This window comes from Sodalis sp. RH24, from assembly GCF_047324145.1.
Lineage (GTDB): Bacteria > Pseudomonadota > Gammaproteobacteria > Enterobacterales > Enterobacteriaceae > Acerihabitans.
Window position 1 is genome coordinate 4,231,974 of sequence record NZ_CP178729.1, and the last position, 14,080, is coordinate 4,246,053.

10 protein-coding genes are annotated in these 14,080 nt (G+C 59.1%); 8 read left to right on the plus strand and 2 right to left on the minus strand.

Going from position 1 to position 14,080, the window contains the following annotated elements; all coding sequences use genetic code 11:
• Nucleotides 1-103 precede the first annotated feature (103 nt).
• From rplM to sspB, 4 genes are all read left to right on the plus strand, one after another.
• Nucleotides 104-532 carry a 50S ribosomal protein L13 gene (gene rplM, locus ACL2XG_RS19240; RefSeq protein WP_410013371.1) on the plus strand — a complete coding sequence of 143 codons (429 nt, stop codon included), beginning with the start codon at nt 104-106 and terminating at the stop codon, nt 530-532.
• A 15-nt stretch (nt 533-547) separates the two neighbouring features.
• Nucleotides 548-940, plus strand: a complete 393-nt coding sequence (gene rpsI, locus ACL2XG_RS19245) for a 30S ribosomal protein S9 (RefSeq protein ID WP_162366275.1) — start codon at nt 548-550, stop codon at nt 938-940.
• Between the two features lie 336 nt (nt 941-1,276).
• Nucleotides 1,277-1,918, plus strand: a complete 642-nt coding sequence (gene sspA / locus ACL2XG_RS19250; protein WP_410013372.1) for a stringent starvation protein SspA — start codon at nt 1,277-1,279, stop codon at nt 1,916-1,918.
• A 3-nt stretch (nt 1,919-1,921) separates the two neighbouring features.
• Entirely contained in the window at nt 1,922-2,419 is a 498-nt protein-coding gene (sspB, locus tag ACL2XG_RS19255) for a ClpXP protease specificity-enhancing factor (RefSeq protein ID WP_410013373.1), read from the plus strand.
• Between the two features lie 103 nt (nt 2,420-2,522).
• On the opposite strand, the gene ACL2XG_RS19260 is transcribed toward sspB, so the two are convergent.
• Both ACL2XG_RS19260 and gltB read right to left on the minus strand, forming a co-directional pair.
• Nucleotides 2,523-3,941 carry a glutamate synthase small subunit gene (locus ACL2XG_RS19260; RefSeq protein WP_410016723.1) on the minus strand — a complete coding sequence of 473 codons (1,419 nt, stop codon included), beginning with the start codon at nt 3,939-3,941 and terminating at the stop codon, nt 2,523-2,525.
• A gap of 10 nt (nt 3,942-3,951) precedes the next feature.
• Nucleotides 3,952-8,412 carry a glutamate synthase large subunit gene (gene gltB / locus ACL2XG_RS19265; protein WP_410013374.1) on the minus strand — a complete coding sequence of 1,487 codons (4,461 nt, stop codon included), beginning with the start codon at nt 8,410-8,412 and terminating at the stop codon, nt 3,952-3,954.
• A gap of 678 nt (nt 8,413-9,090) precedes the next feature.
• On the opposite strand from gltB, the gene ACL2XG_RS19270 reads away from it, so the two are divergent.
• The 4 genes from ACL2XG_RS19270 to mtgA all read left to right on the plus strand — a co-directional run bounded on the left by ACL2XG_RS19270 (nt 9,091) and on the right by mtgA (nt 14,040).
• Complete coding sequence (locus ACL2XG_RS19270; RefSeq protein WP_413723500.1) at nt 9,091-10,017, plus strand: TIGR01212 family radical SAM protein; 927 nt, start codon at nt 9,091-9,093, stop codon at nt 10,015-10,017.
• Between the two features lie 81 nt (nt 10,018-10,098).
• The gene (gene arcB / locus ACL2XG_RS19275) at nt 10,099-12,432 is read left to right on the plus strand and encodes an aerobic respiration two-component sensor histidine kinase ArcB (protein WP_413721522.1); all 2,334 of its coding nucleotides are present in this window, start codon (nt 10,099-10,101) and stop codon (nt 12,430-12,432) included.
• Between the two features lie 229 nt (nt 12,433-12,661).
• On the plus strand, nt 12,662-13,315 hold the full coding sequence (gene elbB, locus ACL2XG_RS19280) for an isoprenoid biosynthesis glyoxalase ElbB (RefSeq protein ID WP_410013377.1): 654 nt from the start codon (nt 12,662-12,664) through the stop codon (nt 13,313-13,315).
• The gene (mtgA, locus tag ACL2XG_RS19285) at nt 13,312-14,040 is read left to right on the plus strand and encodes a monofunctional biosynthetic peptidoglycan transglycosylase (RefSeq protein WP_413721521.1); all 729 of its coding nucleotides are present in this window, start codon (nt 13,312-13,314) and stop codon (nt 14,038-14,040) included. The genes elbB and mtgA overlap by 4 nt, the downstream gene beginning before the upstream one ends.
• Nucleotides 14,041-14,080 lie beyond the last annotated feature (40 nt).

Genomic DNA, 14,080 nt, shown 5'->3' on the forward strand with positions numbered 1-14,080 from the left:
AAGGGGTAGGTTTGCTGGACTAGATAGCCGTGTGAGCCTCATAACTATTCATTGAAGCGTTTGGGTGTTCACCAACGTGTAACTTTAATTGGGTAAGCTTTTAATGAAAACATTTACAGCAAAACCAGAAACCGTCAAACGCGACTGGTATGTTGTCGACGCCAGCGGTAAAACCCTGGGTCGTCTTGCTACTGAACTGGCCAGTCGCCTGCGCGGGAAGCATAAACCGGAATTTACGCCGCATGTTGATACCGGTGATTATATCATCGTGTTGAACGCCGAAAAAGTTGCCGTCACCGGCAAAAAGCGTACCGACAAAATCTATTATCATCATACCGGTTTCATCGGCGGTATTAAAGAAACGACCTTTGAAGAGATGATTGCCCGCCACCCTGAGCGTGTGATTGAAATCGCGGTTAAAGGCATGCTGCCAAAAGGCCCGCTGGGTCGTGCAATGTATCGTAAACTGAAAGTTTACAAGGGTACCGAGCACAACCACGCGGCTCAGCAACCGCAAGTTCTGGACATTTAATCGGGATTATAGGCAATGGCTGAAAATCAATACTACGGCACTGGTCGCCGCAAAAGCTCCTCCGCACGCGTCTTCATGAAGCCGGGTAGCGGTAACATCGTTATCAACCAGCGTAGTCTGGATCAATACTTCGGTCGCGAAACTGCCCGCATGGTAGTTCGTCAGCCGCTGGAACTGGTCGACATGGTTGAAAAGCTGGATTTGTACATCACCGTTACCGGCGGTGGCATTTCCGGTCAGGCAGGCGCAATCCGTCACGGTATCACCCGTGCACTGATGGAATATGACGAATCGCTGCGCGCAGAACTGCGCAAAGCCGGCTTCGTTACCCGCGATGCCCGTAAGGTTGAACGTAAGAAAGTCGGTCTGCGTAAAGCACGTCGTCGTCCGCAGTTCTCCAAACGTTAATTCCCGGCTGTTATTATTACAGCTGACAAAGCCCGGCACGGTCCGGGCTTTTTTATTTCCCGAGCGTTGATTTAACGCCAAATATCTGATTGCGTCGATGTATTCAACGCGATTTGCCACACGCCATCCCCCTAAACATGCAAAAATCTGGTAAACTGTTAAACACTTTTATGTCTGTTGATGTCGCCGGCGATTTATCATGATGCCGCAAGCAGCGCTTGCCGCGGTTGCGATGGGCAGCGTGGCGCCAGGTGAATTAACAGTCAAACAATTTCAGGATAGTAGCCGGGTTAGTTGGCTATTCGCGGTATTTTCTAGATAAACTTGGAGGTTTTCATGGCTGTCGCTGCCAACAAACGTTCGGTGATGACGCTGTTTTCTGGCCCGACCGACATTTTTAGCCATCAAGTACGCATCGTACTGGCGGAAAAAGGTGTCAGTGTCGAAATTGAGCAGGTAGAACTTGATAATCTACCGCAGGACCTGATTGACCTCAACCCTTACCGCACCGTGCCGACCCTGGTCGATCGCGAACTGACCCTGTATGAATCGCGCATCATCATGGAATATCTTGACGAGCGTTTTCCCCATCCGCCGTTGATGCCGGTTTATCCGGTCGCGCGCGGCACCAGCCGTTTGATGATGCATCGCATCGAAAACGATTGGTACTCCCTGATGCGCAAGGTCGAGCAGGGCAGCGCCCAGGAAGCGGAAGGCGCCCGCCGCCAGCTGCGTGAAGAGCTGCTGGCCGTAGCGCCGGTATTTAACGAAGCGCCGTACTTCATGAGCGAAGAGTTCAGCCTGGTGGATTGCTACCTGGCCCCACTGCTGTGGCGTTTGCCGCAGATGGGGATCGAGTTGGCCGGCGCCGGCGCCAAGGAGCTCAAGGGCTATATGACGCGCGTATTCGAGCGTGACGCCTTCCTGGCCTCCTTAACCGAAGCTGAGCGCGAAATGCGCCTGCAAACCCGGGGCTAAGGTATGGAAGTCTCTCAACTCTCCCCACGCCGCCCCTACCTGCTCCGGGCGTTCTATGAGTGGCTGCTGGACAACCACCTGACGCCGCACCTGGTGGTGGATGTCACGGTGGACGGCGTCTCGGTGCCGATGGAATTTGCCCGTGACGGACAAATCGTCCTCAATATCGCCCCCCGGGCGGTGGCAAGCCTCGAGCTCACCAACGCCGAAGTGAGTTTTAACGCGCGCTTCGGCGGTATCCCGCGTCAGGTCAATGTGCCCATTGCCGCCGTGCTGGCCATTTATGCCCGCGAAAACGGCGCCGGCACCATGTTTGAGCCGGAAGTCGGCTATGAGCAAAATGGCGTGGCGGAAGATGCGTCGACCCTGGGTAACGCGCCGGAAACGGTCATGTCCATTATTGACGGCGACCGTCCTGATAGCGATGATGACTATCATCCCGATGACGAGCCGCCAACGCCGCCGCGTGGCGGGCGTCCGTCGCTGCGGGTCGTGAAATAAGCCAAAGGCCCCTCTGCGCCCATCACGGCGGGAACGATTTCATCCGTGCCCGTAACGGCAAGGCCCTCCCGCCCCTGGCGGAGCGGGAGGGCCTTAGCGGCAATCACACTTCCAGGTAGTTCATGATGCCATCTGCGGCCTTGCGGCCTTCGGCAATGGCGGTCACCACCAGATCGGAACCCCGCACCGCGTCGCCGCCGGCGAAAATCTTCGGATTACTGGTTTGGAACGCGGTTTCGGTGCCTTCCGGCGCGATAATCCGTCCCTGGCTGTCCAGCTCGACGCTGAAATCCGCCAGCCACTGCATACTGTGCGGACGGAAACCAAACGCCATGACCACCGTATCCGCCGCCAGCACGTGCTCCGACCCGGCGATAATCTCGGCGCGCCGACGGCCGTGCGCGTCCGGTTCGCCCATGGCGGTGCGTACCATCTTCACACCGCACACTTTACCGGCGGCATCGATTTCGATGCTGACCGGTTGCAGGTTGAACATAAATTCCACCCCTTCCTCGCGCGAGTTTTTCACCTCGCGTTTCGAGCCGGGCATGTTTTCCTCATCGCGGCGATAGGCGCAGATCACATGGGTTGCGCCCTGGCGTATCGAGGTGCGCACGCAGTCCATCGCCGTATCGCCGCCGCCCAGCACCACCACGCGTTTGCCTTCCATGCTGACGTAAGGCGCCGACTCGGGGTTTTCAAAGCCCATCAGCTGCTTGGTATTGGCTATCAGGAACGGCAGCGCGTCCACAACACCGGGCGCGTCCTCGTTTTCCAGGCCGCCGCGCATGGACTGATAGGTGCCGACGCCCAGGAACACCGCGTCAAACTCGCCCAGCAGATCGCTCATCATGATGTCTTTGCCGACTTCGGTATTCAGCCGAAATTCAATGCCCATCTCGCTGAATATCTCGCGGCGTTTGATCATCACGTCTTTTTCCAGCTTGAACGACGGGATGCCGAAGGTCAACAGGCCGCCGATTTCCGGATGGCGGTCGAACACCACCGCCTGTACGCCGTTGCGCGTGAGCACGTCGGCGCAGGCCAGCCCCGCGGGACCGGCGCCGATCACCGCCACCCGCTTGCCGGTGGACACAATGCCCGACACGTTGGGCTTCCAGCCCATTTCAATCGCCTTATCGTTGATATAGCGTTCGATATTACCGATGGTGACCGCGCCGAATTCGTCATTCAGCGTACAGGAGCCTTCGCACAGGCGATCCTGCGGGCACACGCGTCCGCACACTTCCGGCAGGCTGTTGGTCTGGTGCGACAGCTCGGCCGCTTCGATAATCCGGCCTTCGTTGGCGAGCTTCAGCCAGTTGGGAATGTAGTTATGTACCGGGCATTTCCACTCACAGTAAGGGTTGCCGCAGGAAATACAGCGGTCCGCCTGCGCCTTGGACTGCGATTCCGAGAACGGCTCGTAGATTTCCACAAACTCAATTTTCCGGATCTTGAGCGGTTTTTTAGGCGGATCCACACGCTGCAAGTCGATAAATTGATAAACATTTTGACTCATCATTAACCTCTTACTGCGCTTGCACGCGAAGCTCTGCCGCAGAACGGCTGCGGTGACCCAGCAACGCTTTCACATCACTCGATTTTGGTTTGACCAGGGTAAATTTCGATGCCCAGGCCGGCCAGTCGGCCAGGATTTCTTCCCCGCGATGGGAGCCGGTCAACTGGACATGTTCGGTAATCAGGCCGCGCAGGTGTTCTTCATGGATGGCCAATTGCTCCACGTCCAGCACTTCCACCAGTTCGTGATTCACCCGCTTGCGGAAATCGCCTTCTTCGTCGAGGACATACGCGAAGCCGCCGGTCATGCCCGCGCCGAAATTGACGCCGGTACGGCCCAGCACGCAGACGATGCCGCCGGTCATATATTCACACCCGTTGTCGCCGATGCCCTCCACCACGGTGATGGCGCCGGAGTTACGCACCGCAAAGCGCTCGCCGGCGCGGCCGGCGGCAAACAGTTTGCCGCCGGTGGCGCCGTACAGGCAGGTATTGCCGATAATGGTGGCTTCATGGCTGCGAAACGCCGAGCCCACCGGCGGACGGATAACGATACTGCCGCCGGCCATGCCTTTGCCGACATAATCGTTGGCGTCGCCGGTCAGGGTCAGCTCCACGCCGCCCGCATTCCACACGCCGAAACTCTGGCCCGCGGTGCCGGTGAAAAAGGCCTTGATCGGATCGGCGGATAAGCCCTGGTCGCCGTGCTGCGCGGCAATGGCGCCGGACAACGAGGCGCCCACCGAGCGATCGGTGTTATGGATATCGTAATAAAACGTCTTGCTCTGGCGCAGCTCCACATGGGGCATGGCCTGTTCGACCAGGGTTTTGTTCATCAGTCCCTTGTCGAACGGCGGATTGCTGCTTTCCGTGCAATACAGCGCCTTGCCCGGATGCGGGGTGGCGGTTTTCAGCAGCGGCGACAGGTCCAGCTTATGCTGCTTGGCGGAAATGCCGTCCAGCTCCAGCAGTAAATCGGTGCGGCCGATAAGATCCACCAGCCGGGTCACGCCCAGCTCCGCCATGATTTCGCGGGTCTCCCGAGCGATAAAACGGAAGTAGTTGGTCACCAGTTCCGGCAGGCCGTGATAATGATCGCGGCGCAGCTTTTCATCCTGGGTGGCCACGCCGGTGGCGCAGTTGTTCAAATGGCAGATGCGCAGGTATTTACAGCCCAGCGCCACCATCGGACCGGTGCCGAAGCCGAAGCTCTCCGCGCCCAGGATCGCCGCCTTGATGATGTCCTGGCCGGTTTTCAGGCCGCCGTCCACCTGCAGGCGTATCTTATGGCGCAGGCCATTGGCCACCAGCGCCTGCTGGGTTTCCACCAGGCCCAGTTCCCACGGGCAACCGGCATATTTTACCGACGACAGCGGGCTGGCGCCGGTGCCGCCGTCGTAGCCGGCGATGGTGATTAAATCCGCATAGGCCTTCGCCACGCCGGTGGCAATGGTGCCCACGCCGGGCTCGGAAACCAGTTTGACCGAAATCAGCGCCTTTGGATTGACCTGTTTTAAATCGAAAATCAGCTGCGCCAGATCCTCGATGGAATAAATATCATGATGCGGCGGCGGGGAAATCAGCGTCACGCCGGGCACCGAATAACGCAGCTTGGCGATATACGGGGTCACCTTATCGCCCGGCAGCTGGCCGCCTTCGCCCGGCTTGGCGCCCTGCGCCACCTTGATTTGGATAACATCGGCGTTGACCAGGTAGGCCGGCGTGACGCCGAAGCGCCCGGAGGCGACCTGTTTGATGCGCGAGACCTTATTGGTGCCGTAGCGGACCGGGTCTTCGCCGCCTTCGCCGGAATTGGAGAAGCCGCCCAGGCTGTTCATGGCCTGCGCCAGCGATTCATGGGCTTCCGGGCTGAGGGCGCCGATGGACATGGCGGCGGTGTCAAAACGTTTGAACAGGTTTTCCGCCGGCTCCACCTGGTCCAGGGACACGGCGTTGCCGTCGGGCTTGATGGCCAGCAGGTCGCGCAGCATGGCGATGGGACGTTCGTTGACCAGCTTGGCGTACTGCTGGTATTCGCCGTACTCGCCGCTTTGCACCGCCCGCTGCAGGGTCTTGACCACGTCCGGGTTGTAGGCGTGGTATTCGCCGCCGTGGACATACTTCAGCAGGCCGCCCTGATCCAGCGGTTTGCGTTTCAGCCAGGCGCGTTTGGAGAGATTCAGCAAATCTTGTTCAAATTCACTGAAGCTGGCGCCGCCGATACGGCTGACCACGCCCTGGAAACACAGATCCGTCAGTTCGCGATGCAGGCCGACGGCCTCAAACAGCTTGGAACAGCGGTACGACGCCACGGTGGAGATGCCCATCTTGGACATGATCTTGTACAGGCCCTTATTGATGCCGTTACGGTAGTTCAGCATCACGGTACGGTAATCTTTTTCGATGGTGCCGCTGTCGATCATGGCCGCCAGGGTTTCATAGGCCAGGTACGGATAGATGGCCGTGGCGCCAAAGCCGATCAGCACCGCAAAATGATGCGGGTCGCGGGTGCTGGCGGTTTCCACGATCAGGTTGGCGTCGCAGCGCAGGTTTTTTTCCACCAGGCGGGTATGGATGGCGCCCACCGCCATCGGCGCGGGCACCGGCAGCCGGGTGGGGGAAATGGCCCGATCGGTCAGCACCAGCAGCACCGTGCCCTGGCGCACTTTCTCTTCCGCGTCGTCGCACAGCTTGAGCAGCGTCTCGTGCATATTGCGCTCGCTGGGATCGTAGGTGATATCCAGCTTGTCGGCGCGGTAATGATGCTCTTCCTGGGTGGTCAACTGGGTAAAATCGGAGTAGAGCAGGATCGGCGATTTAAACGCCAGCCGGAACGCCTGGCCTTCCGCTTCGCAGAACACGTTCATTTCCCGGCCGATACAGGTGGCCAGCGACATGACATGGGCTTCGCGCAGCGAGTCGATGGGGGGGTTGGTCACCTGGGCGAACTGCTGGCGGAAATAATCGTAAATCACGCGCGGGCGGCTCGACAGCACGGCAAAGGGGGTATCGTCGCCCATGGAGCCGGTGGCTTCCTGGCCGTTTTCGCCCAGTACGCGCAAAATGGCGTCCAGCTCCTCGTTGGAATAGCCGAACTGCTTCTGGTAGGTTTCCAGCAGGGTATTGTCCAGCTCGCGGTGACCGACCTGATCGTCGGACAACTCCTCAAACGGCGTCAGGCGGCGCACGTTCTTTTCCATCCATTCTTTATAGGGATGGCGGCTTTTCAGGTCGTTATCGGTTTCCGCCGAGTGCAGGATACGCCCGTTGCGGGTATCGATCACCATCAGCTCGCCCGGTCCGACGCGGCCTTTTTCCACCACTTCGTCGGGTTGGTAATCCCAGATGCCCACTTCGGAGGCGCAGGTGATAAGCTTATCGGTGGTGATGACATAACGCGCCGGGCGCAGGCCGTTGCGGTCCAGGTTACAGGCGGCGAAACGGCCGTCGGACATCACCAGCCCCGCCGGTCCGTCCCAGGGTTCCATGTGCATGGAGTTAAAATCGAAAAAGGCGCGCAGCTCCGGGTCCATATTGGGATTGTTCTGCCAGGCCGGCGGCACCAGCAGGCGCATGGCGCGGATCAGGTCCATGCCGCCGCTCAGGAACAGCTCGAGCATATTATCCAGCGAACTGGAGTCGGAGCCGGTTTCGTTAACGAACGGCGCGGCGTCCTGCAAATCCGGGATTAGCGGCGTCTTCAGCTTATAGGCGCGCGCCCGCGCCCACTGCCGGTTGCCGGTGATGGTATTGATTTCGCCGTTGTGCGCCAGGTAGCGAAACGGCTGCGCCAGCGGCCAGCGCGGCACGGTATTGGTGGAGAAGCGCTGGTGGAACAGGCAAATGGCCGATTCCAGCCGCAGGTCCGCCAGATCCAGGTAAAAGCGCGGCAGGTCCGCCGGCATGCACAGGCCTTTATAAATAGTCACCAGATTGGAGAGGCTGCAGACGTAAAAACTGTCGTCGGCCACTCGCTTTTCGATACGGCGGCGCGCCACGTACAGGCGGCGTTCCATATCACGGGGACGCCAGCCCGCCGGGGCGTTGACAAAAATCTGCTCGATACGGGGCAGCGAGGAGAGCGCGATTTCACCCAACACATCGGGATTGATGGGAACCTCGCGCCAGCCGACTATCGACAGCGTTTCGTTTTGCAGTTCCTCTTCGACAATCCGGCGGCTGGCGCGGGCCTCGTCTTCATCGCGGCTCAGGAATATCATGCCGACGGCGTAGTTTTTAGCCAGCCGCCAGCCGCGCTCCAGCGCCACCATCTGATAGAAGCGATCGGGTTTTTGCAACAGCAGGCCGCAGCCGTCGCCGGTCTTGCCGTCGGCCAGGATGGCGCCACGATGCTGCATACGGGCCAGCGCATGAATAGCGGTTCGGACCACCTTGTGGCTGGGCTCGCCTTCTATATGGGCAATCAGGCCGAAGCCGCAGTTGTCCTTCTCTTGGGATTCATCGTACAACATATCGTGGACCTCCCCAGGCTCCAGGTGACTCTCACAACCTACTGCGAGGAGGCGTATCCGTATTGAGCGGCAGCGGATTAAACGTCCAGCTGTTCCACTCTCTCCAGGTAACCTCATCGTGGCGGTCTTTGCTCGTGATAAACGACTTGCTTTAAGAAGGAGTCTTCATAACTGCATAACTATGACGAGTCGTTAACCCGTCCAGAATTCTTCCAGCGGCCTTCCAAATTAACGATAAACACCACGCAGGTCAAATCCCGTCATAAAGGGGCTTAAATCGCCTGAAAACACTATTAACCAGTTGATAATAATCTAATTAAAGCCGGTTTGACCGTCGTCTGGACGGCGGGAGCGGCCGGCGCCGATATGCGCTGTCTCACTGTAGTGCAGCGCTAGTATCTCTGCACCATGCTAGTGCCTGGCCCCATAACAGCAGGATCTGCTGGCTAGCGTGTTTTCTGGCGTGTATGGCTCTGTTTTGTCGCGATAGTGACATTATGAATGATTCGCCGGGAGAAAATAAGAAATTTTAATCGATGAGAATTGATTTTATTCTCACCTTCTTTGCATAAATATGCGATGCGGCCGGCGACGGCGATGGGTATTGATCGATATCATCACGGCCGGCGGGCAAACCGGCTAGTCTGGACGACCTCAACCGGCCGGGATAACCAGAATATGCAGTTGCTGCAGGTAGTCAATATGTTTGGCGGCGATCTTCTGCGCCGCTACGGCCAGAAAGTGTATAAACTCTCGCTGCACGGGGGGTTTAGCTGTCCCAACCGCGACGGTACCCTCGGACGCGGGGGCTGCACGTTTTGCAATGTCGCCTCTTTTGCCGACGAACAAAGCCAGTTCCGCAGCGTCGGCGAGCAGGTAGCCGGCCAGGCGCGCAACGCCGACCGGGCCAAACGCTACCTGGCCTATTTTCAGGCCTATACCAGTACTTATGCAGAAGTGAGGGTTTTAGACCGTCTCTACCGCGAGGCCCTCGCGCAGGCCGATATCGTCGGCATCTGCGTCGGCACCCGTCCGGATTGCGCGCCGCCCGAGGTACTGGACTTGCTGGCCGGCTACCAGCGCCAGGGGTATGAGGTCTGGCTGGAACTGGGGCTGCAAAGCGCGCAGGATAAAACCCTGCGCCGTATCAACCGCGGTCATGATTTTGCCTGTTATCGCCATACCGTGGCGGCGGCGCGGGCGCGGGGCCTGCGCGTGTGCACGCACCTGATTGTCGGCTTGCCGGGCGAGGGGGCGGCGGAATGCCTGTCCACCCTCGATCGGGTGTTGGCGGCGGGCGTCGACGGCCTGAAGCTGCATCCGCTGCTGCTGGTCGAGGGCAGCGTGATGGCCAGGGCCTGGCGGGCGGGGCGTCTTGCCGCGCTAAGCCTGGAGGACTATACCGCCATTGCCGGCGAGATGATCCGCCATACCCCCGCGCAGGTGATTTTCCACCGTATTAGCGCCAGCGCCCGTCCGCCGACCCTGCTTGCACCTTTGTGGTGCGCCAATCACTGGAACGGGATGAATGCGCTGTATAATGACCTCAAGGCGCAGGGCGGCCAGGGCAGCGCCCTGGGCATGCCGTTCTTGCCCGGGGCCTGACCGCCTTCTCCCCCCGCGACGTCACCTACGGTATCGTTTTTTACGGTATGATTGACGGCATCGTCACCCAAGGAAACCGCTATGAAGCAAATCCGCCTGCTGGCGCAATATTACGTCGACCTGATGGTCAAGTTGGGGCTGGTCCGTTTTTCGCTGCTGCTGGCGTCGGCGCTGGTGGTGCTGGCCATGATTGTGCAGATGGCCGTGACCATGCTGCTGCGCGGCGAGGTTGAAAGCATCGACGTGGTGCGCTCGATCTTTTTCGGCCTGCTGATCACGCCCTGGGCGGTGTATTTTCTCTCGGTGGTGGTTGAGCAACTGGAGGAATCCCGCCAGCGGCTGGCGCGGCTGGTGGATAAACTGGAGGAAATGCGCAACCGCGACCTGCAGCTCAACCAGCAGTTGCAGGACAATATCGCGCATTTGAACCAGGAGATTGCCGATCGCGAGAAGGCGGAGGACGCCCGCCAGCGCGCCATGGATAAACTGACCGAGGAAATGGCCCGGCGCGAACAGGCGCAAATCGAGCTGGAACAACAGTCTTCGCTGCTGCGCTCTTTCCTGGACGCCTCGCCCGACCTGGTGTATTACCGCAATGAAAACAAGGAATTTTCCGGCTGCAACCGCGCGACGGAACTGTTGGTGGGGAAAAGCGAGAAGCAACTGGTAGGCTTGACCCCACGCGATGTGTATGCGCCGGATATCGCGGAAAAAGTGATCGAAACCGATGAGAAGGTGTTCCGCCATAATGTCTCGCTGACCTACGAGCAGTGGCTGGTCTATCCCGACGGACGCAAGGCCTGTTTTGAACTGCGCAAGGTGCCTTTTTACGACCGGGTGGGCAAACGACACGGCCTGATGGGTTTCGGCCGCGATATAACCGAGCGTAAGCGCTACCAGGACGCGCTGGAGAACGCCAGCAGGGAGAAGACCACCTTTATCTCAACGATCAGCCACGAGCTGCGTACGCCGCTTAACGGCATCGTCGGCTTAAGCCGCATCCTGCTCGATACCCAATTGGATCAGGAGCAGCTCAATTATCTGAAGACCATTCACGTCAGCGCCATCACCCTCGGCAATATCTTCAACGATATTATCGAAATGGATAAACTGGAGCGGCGCAAGGTGCAGTTGGATAACCAGCCGATGGATTTCAACGCCTTCCTGACCGATTTGGAGAACCTGTCCGGCCTTTTGGTGCAGCCCAAGGGGCTGACGCTGGTGATGCAGCCCTGCGCGCCGCTGCCGGACGCCATTCTTGCCGACGGCACCCGCCTGCGCCAGATCCTGTGGAATCTGATTGGCAACGCGGTGAAATTTACCCGCAGCGGTGAAATTATTATTCGCGTCCGGCGCGAAAAAGACGATCTGCTGTGCTTTGACGTGGAGGATTCCGGTATCGGCATTCCCGAGGACGAGCAGGACAAGATTTTCGCCATGTATTACCAGGTCAAGGATCAGAACGGCGGCAAGCCCGCCACCGGTACCGGCATCGGCCTTGCGGTGTCAAAACGCCTGGCGCAAGCCATGGGCGGCGATATCCAGGTAAAAAGCCAGCCGGGCAAAGGCTCGTGTTTCAGCTTGTCCATCACGGCGCCGGAAGTGCGGCCTGAGCCGAAGGACGACGAAGATGACCTGCCGCTGCCGGCGCTCAACGTACTGCTGGTGGAGGACATTGAGCTGAATGTGGTGGTGGCGCGTTCGGTGCTGGAAAAACTGGGCAGCAGCGTGGATGTGGCGATGACCGGCCGCGACGCGCTGGAGATGTTTGATCCCGATGAATATGACCTGGTGCTGCTGGATATCCAGTTGCCGGATATGACCGGGCTGGATATCTCCCGCGAGCTGCGCCGGCGCTACGCCGGACGGGATTTGCCGCCGCTGATCGCCCTGACCGCCAACGTACTGAAAAACAAACAGGAGTACCTCGATGCCGGCATGGATGATGTGCTGAGCAAGCCGCTGGCGGTATCGGCCCTGACCGAGGTCATCCAGCGCTTCTGGGATCATCCCGGCGATCGGCCCGCCGACGCGGAGGATGCCGCCGGAGCGCCGGCGGCGCAGGCCATACTGGACACCGCGATGCTGGAGCAGTATCTGGACTTGGTGGGACCGTCCCTGATATACCAGGGCCTGGAGATGTTCGAGAAGATGATGCCGGGGTATATGACTCTGCTGTCGACCAATATGACCGCGCGCGATCGGCACGGCATCGCCGAGGAAGGCCATAAGATCAAAGGCGCCGCCGGCTCCATCGGCCTGCTGCACCTGCAGCAGTTGGCCCAGCAGATCCAATCGCCGGAACTGCCGGCCTGGTGGGATAACGTGCAGGAGTGGGTGGACGAACTGGGGCAGGAGTGGCGTAACGATGTGCAGACGCTGCGGGAGTGGGTACGTAAGGCTGAAAAAAAATGACCCCGACCTAGGCCGGGGTGCGCGAAGATTGCGCCAACACCAGGGAAACTGTTGCCCGCCCATTCTCAGGTGTTGTTGGTTGGCGGGGTGGTAAAATTCGTTAAGCGTTAATTATCAACATAGCAAAAGAACGCTGTAATGTTACAAGAACCATTAAAATTTGGGATGTAGAATAGACTTTGTCAATAGAAATAATATTTTCACCGGCCTGATGGAAGCGAGGATATTTATGAAACGCGTTGGCGTCGTTTTAAGCGGATGTGGCGTGAATGACGGTAGTGAAATTCACGAAGCGGTACTGACGTTACTGGCCCTGGACCGCGCCGGGGCGCAGGCGGTGTGTTTTGCGCCGGATAAACTCCAGGCCCATGTTATTAATCATTTTTCCGGCGAGGAAATGACCGAAAAACGCAATGTCCTGGTTGAATCCGCGCGTATCGCGCGCGGCCAGATACGTCCGTTGGCGGAGGCGCGCGCCGATGAGCTGGACGCGCTGATCGTGCCGGGGGGATTCGGCGCCGTGCTGAACCTGAGCGATATCGCCGGCAAAGGGAACGAGGGCGACGTGGATGCCGATTTGCGTCGCCTGACGCAGGAAATACATAAACAACGTAAAGCAATCGGTTTTATTTGCATCGCCCCGGCGCTGTTGCCGAAACTGATTGATACGCCGCTGCGGTTAACCATCGGCACGGATAACGATACCGCGGAAATGATCGAAGACATGGGGGGCATCCATGTGGTGTGCCCGGTGGATGATATTGTGGTCGATGCCGACAATAAAGTGATCACCACGCCCGGCTATATGCTGGCCACCTCCATCACCGAGGCGGCGAAGGGCATCGATAAACTGGTGGCGCGGGTACTGGAATTCACCGCATGAGGATCGCAGGCGGCCGGTTTTCCGCATGGCGCGCGGCGAAATGGCTGCTGGCGGGGTGCGCTGCGCTTGTCGGCGCGTGGCTGGCGGCGGTGGTGCTGTTTGCTTTTCTGCCGGTGCCCTTTTCGGCGGTGATGATGGAACGGCAACTGGGCGCCTGGCTGCACGGCGATTTTGCCTATGTCGCCCATTCCGACTGGGTCGGCATGGGCGATATTTCGCCGAACATGGCGCTGGCGGTGATTGCGGCCGAGGACCAGAAGTTCGCCCGGCATTGGGGATTTGATATCGACGCCATCCAGGCGGCCGCGGCGCATAATGAACGCAGCCAGCGGATGCGCGGCGCGTCCACCATTTCCCAGCAGACGGCGAAGAACCTGCTGTTATGGAACGGACGCAGCTGGACGCGCAAGGGGCTGGAAGCCGGTATTACCCTGGCCATGGAAGGACTCTGGACCAAACGGCGTATCTTGACGGTATATCTGAATATCGCCGAATTTGGCGAGGGGACCTTTGGCGTGGAAGCGGCGGCGCAGCGTTTTTTCCACAAGCCCGCCAGCCGGTTGACCGCCGCGGAAGCGGCGTTGCTGGCGGCGGTATTGCCGAATCCGCTGCTTTTTCGCGCCAATGCCCCGTCGCGTTATGTGCAGATGCGCCAGCAATGGATCATGCGCCAGATGCGCCAGATGGGGGGAGAGGACTACCTGAGGGAAAATCGCCTGCGCTGAGCTCCAGGGGAAAGGGCGGGCGGGAGAACCCGCCCCGCTA

Excerpts from the sequence above, each read along its gene's own strand:
- ACL2XG_RS19270 (WP_413723500.1), top strand. The coding sequence starts at position 9,091 with ATGCAGTTGCTGCAGGTAGTCAATATGTTTGGCGGCGATCTTCTGCGC.
- arcB (WP_413721522.1), top strand. The coding sequence starts at position 10,099 with ATGAAGCAAATCCGCCTGCTGGCGCAATATTACGTCGACCTGATGGTC.
- sspB (WP_410013373.1), top strand. The coding sequence starts at position 1,922 with ATGGAAGTCTCTCAACTCTCCCCACGCCGCCCCTACCTGCTCCGGGCG.
- rplM (WP_410013371.1), top strand. The coding sequence starts at position 104 with ATGAAAACATTTACAGCAAAACCAGAAACCGTCAAACGCGACTGGTAT.
- mtgA (WP_413721521.1), top strand. The coding sequence starts at position 13,312 with ATGAGGATCGCAGGCGGCCGGTTTTCCGCATGGCGCGCGGCGAAATGG.
- elbB (WP_410013377.1), top strand. The coding sequence starts at position 12,662 with ATGAAACGCGTTGGCGTCGTTTTAAGCGGATGTGGCGTGAATGACGGT.
- gltB (WP_410013374.1), bottom strand. The coding sequence starts at position 8,412 with ATGTTGTACGATGAATCCCAAGAGAAGGACAACTGCGGCTTCGGCCTG.
- ACL2XG_RS19260 (WP_410016723.1), bottom strand. The coding sequence starts at position 3,941 with ATGAGTCAAAATGTTTATCAATTTATCGACTTGCAGCGTGTGGATCCG.
- rpsI (WP_162366275.1), top strand. The coding sequence starts at position 548 with ATGGCTGAAAATCAATACTACGGCACTGGTCGCCGCAAAAGCTCCTCC.
- sspA (WP_410013372.1), top strand. The coding sequence starts at position 1,277 with ATGGCTGTCGCTGCCAACAAACGTTCGGTGATGACGCTGTTTTCTGGC.